At 61.6% G+C, this 1642-nt stretch carries 2 protein-coding genes; both read left to right on the top strand.

The annotated features are described in order from the left end of the window. Nucleotides 1–438: 438 nt before the first annotated feature. Nucleotides 439–708, top strand: a complete 270-nt coding sequence (locus AC2VOK_RS20895; protein WP_407689298.1) for a type II toxin -antitoxin system TacA 1-like antitoxin — start codon at nt 439–441, stop codon at nt 706–708. 3 nt (nt 709–711) lie between these two features. After that, complete coding sequence (locus tag AC2VOK_RS20890; RefSeq protein ID WP_407689297.1) at nt 712–1236, top strand: GNAT family N-acetyltransferase; 525 nt, start codon at nt 712–714, stop codon at nt 1234–1236. Nucleotides 1237–1642 lie beyond the last annotated feature (406 nt).

Below are 1642 nucleotides of genomic sequence, written 5' to 3'. Positions count from 1 at the left end.
CAGACATGTCTGGCCCACCTCGCATGTCTCAAACAACACCCCATGCGCCCGTCGAAGCTTTCACCAGCCATTTTGTCAAGGACTCACGGTCAAAGCGCCAGAGACATCTAACCTTGGTCGCAAGTCGGGAATCTACCCCCACTTGGGCGGTGGCAGGAACGACCGGAACCGACTTGCCTCCCGGCACCCGGCGGTGCGTTTCTACAGGTCACAGGTGGTCTGCACGGATGGCCATCGAACACCGAACCGCGCGCAGGTCGTTCAGCGTCGCGGTTGACGTGTCGCGCGTTATCAATCTCGACGAGGATCGCGGCCTGGGGACTGCGCGAGTCCGACGACAACCCGCTCCTGGCGCTGACTCGCGGCCGGTATCGTTTGCCCTAGAGACGTACGTACAGGTACCGTACACTACAGCTGATCAGTTAAGGAGATGTTGTCGTGGCAGTCAAAGCGAAGCGCTTCGAACTTCGCGCGGAGGAGGCAACCCTGGACCGCATCCAGCTAGCCGCCAACGTCGTGCATGAGCAGACCTCGGAGTTCGTCCGGAAAGCCGCGATCCAACGTGCCGAGGACATCCTGCGCCAAGAGCTGTTAACGGTGATGGAGCCCGAACAGTTCGACAAGCTGATGTCCTCGCTCGATGCTGCCGACGCTGCACCACGACTTGCGGCAGCCGCACGCAAGCCTGCGGCGTTCAAACGGCGTTGAGCAATGTTCGAGTCCGCGCGGCTCGACGACGCGCACACGCTGGAAGGGTTCGACTGCGGCAATGAGTCACTGAATAGCTGGCTGATCGAACAGGCTCGCCGCGCGGACAGCAGCAGAGTAGCGCACGTTTACGTATGGACCCCGCACGGAGAGCCGAAGGTCTGCGCCTATTTCGCCATCTGCCCCACCGAAATCGTGCGGAAAGACGACGGCGTGTCGGGGTCGATGGCTGGGGGCTATACCCGCATACCCGGATATTTGATTGCCCGTCTGGCCATCGATGCAGCGCTGCATGGCCAAGGGTACGGCGAGCAGCTACTCCTAGACGCACTGGGGAAAGCCGTTGCCGCGTCGGAGATCGGCGGAGGGCGGCTTGTCGTCGTTGATGCGATAGATGACCAAGCTCAGTCGTTTTACGAGCACTACCACTTCGTTCCCGTCCGGCACCGCGAGCGCCGCCTCGTGATGAAGGTGTCCACAGCGGCCAAGGCGCTCGGCGAGCGCTGGCACGACTCGACAGCAGACTGAACGGCGGGTTTCGCAAGTGGCGTGAAGCCCGCCAGGCCCTTGCACAACGATGTCGACACGTTGGCGGTACGCACAATGCCAGCTGTAGCTGCGTCGGGCTTCCGAGGCGTCGATCGGCGTTGCCGCCCGCCCGTGCATTGGGCCGACTTATGCGGATCACCTCAGATGTCTCAAATAACACCCCTGACTCGATCATTGCTCCTACCAGCAAGTTTCGCCAGCGACCAACGCCGAAATGACCGAACGACATGAGGTTACTCGCAAGTCGGTGATCTACCCCCTTTGCGGTCGAGCCGTGTCAGAGGCTCGGCAGCGGTTTCTAATTTGCCGTGATCTTCGGTGTTGGAGTCGACCGTGTCGAGGGGCGCGCACCGTGTGTCAATGTTGACCGGTGACCGCTCAGGCG

This window comes from Mycobacterium sp. TH-M116 (genome assembly GCF_057473685.1).
The sequence above is the reverse complement of the archived record's forward strand: the minus strand, read 5'-3'. Positions and strand labels throughout refer to the sequence as shown.